This window comes from Bacillus hominis, from assembly GCF_018332515.1.
GTDB classification, from domain to species: domain Bacteria; phylum Bacillota; class Bacilli; order Bacillales; family Bacillaceae_G; genus Bacillus_A; species Bacillus_A hominis.
In genome coordinates this window covers 1-4,378 of record NZ_BOQD01000296.1, presented here as the reverse complement: position 1 = coordinate 4,378, position 4,378 = coordinate 1, and the positions used below count along the sequence as shown (strand labels likewise).

At 37.4% G+C, this 4,378-nt stretch carries 4 protein-coding genes; all 4 read right to left on the bottom strand.

Features of this window, described 5'->3' with window-relative positions; genetic code table 11:
* Positions 1–20: 20 nt before the first annotated feature.
* A complete protein-coding gene (locus KI356_RS22755) occupies positions 21–1,559 on the bottom strand; it encodes a peptidase G2 autoproteolytic cleavage domain-containing protein (RefSeq protein WP_212936541.1) in 1,539 nt (512 codons plus the stop codon).
* A gap of 153 nt (positions 1,560–1,712) precedes the next feature.
* On the bottom strand, positions 1,713–2,453 hold the full coding sequence (gene prpE, locus KI356_RS22750; protein ID WP_002117077.1) for a bis(5'-nucleosyl)-tetraphosphatase PrpE: 741 nt from the start codon (positions 2,451–2,453) through the stop codon (positions 1,713–1,715).
* A gap of 78 nt (positions 2,454–2,531) precedes the next feature.
* Positions 2,532–3,692, bottom strand: coding sequence for an FtsW/RodA/SpoVE family cell cycle protein (locus tag KI356_RS22745; RefSeq protein ID WP_212936540.1), 1,161 nt, complete (start codon positions 3,690–3,692; stop codon positions 2,532–2,534).
* A gap of 253 nt (positions 3,693–3,945) precedes the next feature.
* Positions 3,946–4,378 (bottom strand): BclA C-terminal domain-containing protein (locus tag KI356_RS22740; RefSeq protein ID WP_438820847.1); only part of this gene is annotated, 433 nt, incomplete at its 5' end.

Below are 4,378 nucleotides of genomic sequence, written 5' to 3'. Positions count from 1 at the left end.
AAGAATTTTGTTCCCTTTTTTTAGCGGAATAATATTAAAACTTGATTCTCACCAGTACGCTTTATAACGAAAAAGCCACTTTCAGCTTTTGTAGCAATGCCGTCATCATTTGGACGACAATACCCGTGTGTTTCGCAAGTGCCGTCATCACGTACTAACATTTGTCCAATTAATCCGACAGGAAGCCACTCAGTACGGTCTCTTCTTGATATATACTTACAAGCTGGATCCCATTCTGTATTTAAAAGAGGTTGTATTTCTTGCGTATCAGTACGCGCATATTGACGTTTTCCGAAGCTATCTGTTTTATAGCGTTTTTGCCAACTTAAGGCACCGCTATTTCCTATGAGAGCAGGAGTAGCGCTAGATATGCCTAATATGAATGTATCATTAGAAGTAGCTTTTCGAATTTTTTCTTCGCTACTAAATGTAATGAAATAACCGGTATCAATAGGGATATGATCTGCTGTCTCAAACATTTGTGCAAAATCAGTACCGCCCGCATTGTAAGAAGCACCATCGATATACATTTCTCCGTTATGGGCAAGCCATTTGGCACCTATATTATAATCAGTGTCATTTGTCCCATTTGCAATAAACCAGGAATAGGCTTCTTCTGCTGTACCAAATTTACCCATAATATGGCTACCTGCAAAATTAGCTGTTGATGTATGATTTCCTTCCGCATGAGATGAGAATCCGTTAGCGATAGTTGCGGTTCCTTCTGCATGTGCTGCTTCGCCGAAAGCAATTGTATGTTTTCCTTCCGCGTGAGAATAAGAACCGCCTGCTGTCGTTTCACTTCCTTCACTATGCGAACTATGTCCAGTTGCTTTTGTTTTTGAACCTTCTGCATGAGAAAAGGCACCCTCTGTATGAGTAAGAAATCCTTCTGCATGTGAGGCTATCCCGTCAGCTGTAGAGTGAAGGCCCTCCTTATATGCGTATCTGGCTACTTTTTCATTCTCTGCAGGAGTAGGTGAAAGTATAGGCGGGGGAGTGATAATAGAATCCTCTTTTTTTATGTCATTGGTTAAAATTAATCCCTCTTTTATTTTTGTTACTTGCTGTATAATATTGGTGGGAATTTCAGCTTGGGTCTTTTCTTTAATTGCTTTAGGAATTTCAGCTTGGACCTTTTCTTTAATTGCTTTAGGAATTTCAGCTTGGGCCTTTTCTTTAATTGCTTTAGGAATTTCAGCTTGGGCCTTTTCTTTAATTGCTTTAGGAATTTCAGCTTGGATTTTTTCTTTAATTGTTTCAGGAATTTCTTTGTTTATATTCTCCTGTAAATTCTTTGACTCAAGTATAGGCTCATTGTTATGAGAAAGTCGTTTCTTTTTTTGTAGTGCCTTTATTTTTCTGTTATCTATAATTCGTCTCATAACAGCATGTTCTAAAGAAATATATGTTCCTCTCGATTTCCCTGTTTTTATTTCCTCTCGTTCTTCTATCTCTTCAATAGCCGCAGCTCGTATGCTACACCAGTTATTAATTCCATATATGGGATGATATAAAGGAGAGAAATTTCTTTTTTGTTTAGATTGTTTTTTCTTCATTCCGTCACCTCCTGCGACAGTATATGCCGCATAGTAAAAAAAAGATGCACTTCATAGCATCTTTTTTTACTGTATGACCAATTTTTAACGAGGAATTTGCCTAGAAATCATCCTTTATACGTACTGGGATGAATTGTACAAAGGTAAATGTAATTATGAAATTGGGCGGAACTTCTCAGTGACAAAAGGTAGGGAAGAAGGGACGGAAATGGTCTCCAGTTCAGGATAACGAAGTCCAGTTAGTTTGCCACCAAATACAGCGCCAGTATCAATATTGATTGTATGATTCACAAAGCGAGGTTCGTTGACGGGTGTATGTCCATATATAATCCATGTTTCCCCCTTATACTCTTTCGCCCAATCTCGGCGTACAGGTGAGCCGTCAGGATGCTTTTCCCCTGTAATATCACCATATAATACAAATGTTTGCACTTTTTTATCATTTCTTCCTATGTAATCCTGACGAATGCCAGCATGGCACACGATTAATTTTTTGTTATCCAGTATGTGATACAGTGGGGACTGCTCGTAAAGCGTAATGAACTTTTCTTTTATGATTTGTTGTTTATTAGAAGGTAATGCCTCATATTCGGCAACAGTTGTTTCGAGTCCATGAGCGATTGAAACATTACGCCCAAGGAAAAAACGATACAGTTTATTACAATGATTCCCAGGCGCATAATAAGCTTCTTTTCTATTTATTACGAGCTCCCATACGATTTCTATCATACGTAATGAATGAGGGCCGCGGTCTGTAATATCACCAACGAATGCTAGCTTTCGTTTGGCGTTATGTATAGGGAGACCACTAGCCCAGTTATATCCTAGTTTCGTTGTTAAATCTTGAAACTCTTGGAAGCATCCGTGAATATCACCTATAATGTCATATTTCATATGTAAACCTCCAGTTCATTTTTTCATTAGTATATCTAAAATGAATATAGAAAAAAACATACCGTTTTCCGATATGGTTCATTTAAACATAAAGATATGCGTTCTTGAACGTACGTTTAAAATAAATCCAATAGCAATCATGTATGTGAGTAGTGAACTCCCACCATAGCTCATAAGAGGTAATGTTATTCCTGTAATAGGGAGTAAACCGATTGTCATCCCAATATTTTGGAATACTTGGAAGGTGAACATTCCGATTGTACCAGCGCAAATATAACTACCGAAAGGTTCATTGCTTTCTAAAGCGATATGGATCATTCGGTAAATGAGTAAGAAAAAAAGTGAAATAATAACACTTGCTCCTAAAAAACCGAATTGTTCAGCGACATTTGTAAAAATAAAATCTGTATGTGGCTCTGGAAAATATACTTGTCCATTTTCCCATCCTTTTCCTTGCATTTCTCCTGATCCGGTAGCTAAGAATGCCTGTCTTAATTGGTATCCTTGTGCGTCATATTCGTAAGGGGATAGCCAGCCATAGAAGCGGTTTAATTGATATTCTTTTAGAATATACTCTTTAAAGAACTCTGTATGAGTGAAATAAATATATATTAAGGTAGAGCCTATGACGAAAATGACGGAGGTTAATCCGAGGATAAGGCGCCAACGTATACCAGAAACTAAAATCATTGCTGCAAGCATTGCTGATATTACCATAGTGTTTCCTAAATCAGGTTCTTTTGCGATTAAAAGTAGTGGAGGTGAACTAGCTGCGAATATTTTTCCAAGTAAAATAAAATCTTCACGGGTTGTCCGGAAAAAGTACTTTTCATTATGATTTGCTATAATTTGTCCAATGATGATGATTAAAAATAATTTCATAATTTCAGAAGGTTGAAAGTTTCCGATGCCTGGGAGTCTATACCATGCGGTAGCCCCTTTAATCGTAACGGCACCCGGAACTTGAAGTTCTAGACCAATAAGAAGTGTGAGGGCAAAGCTATACAAATACCAAGCAATTTGTTTATATCGATCGAAATCAATAATCATAATAACGCCAATGGCCACAAATCCAATGACATACCATTGAATTTGTTTTAATGCAAAATTTATGTTTTGTAAAAATGGTGGTAAAGAAGCTTGTGCACTTGCAATAGCAAAGCAACTAACAGTCCCGATGGCAAATAAAATAAAGATTAGTATGTAGTCTATTTGATATTTAGAGTTCGTATCTTTCACGGTATGTATTCCTTTCTATAGCCTAGTAAGTGTGATGATGACGTGATTGTAAAAAATAATATGCAAGTAGACTGTTCATACATTTATTCCACTATTTATGGAAAGTCATACATAATAAGGAAGAATATCGCTTTTGTAATTATATTCAAGCTATAGGGACGATGTACATCCACATTTAGGATGAGGTTGGGATGTTACCTATAAAATTGCGAAAGCAGTAAAACTGGTACCAGTTTTACTGCTAAGGAAACAATTACGCGATTTTTTCAATAACGATTGATGCCCCCGTACCAACAGCTAGTGATAATACCGCCTCTATACCAATTACTTCAACTGATATTGGAGCTGTTGTAATTTGTGTAATCGCTTGGATAACGATAGGTGCCCCGAGTGAAACTAAATTTCTTCCAGCACCTGGTATTTTTACGCCGTTCGCTTGAATTTCAATGCCACCTAGTGAACCTGATGTTGCAGTATATACGATCACAGTAATTTTATATAATCCATTTTGGTGTATGGTGAAAGCATTGCTATCTAATTGAGTAATCGCTGTACCGAGCTGTGACCCAACGGTATTAAATGGTACAGGTGTGTTAATCCCAACATTGATGCTACTCACAGCGGAGTTAAATGCGTACAATCCTGCTGGAAGTCCTAATCCAGATGACCCAGTAGCACCAGTCGGT

Bases quoted from the DNA above. Each gene is read 5' to 3' on its own strand.
- KI356_RS22755 (WP_212936541.1), bottom strand. From the start codon at position 1,559: ATGAAGAAAAAACAATCTAAACAAAAAAGAAATTTCTCTCCTTTATAT.
- prpE (WP_002117077.1), bottom strand. From the start codon at position 2,453: ATGAAATATGACATTATAGGTGATATTCACGGATGCTTCCAAGAGTTT.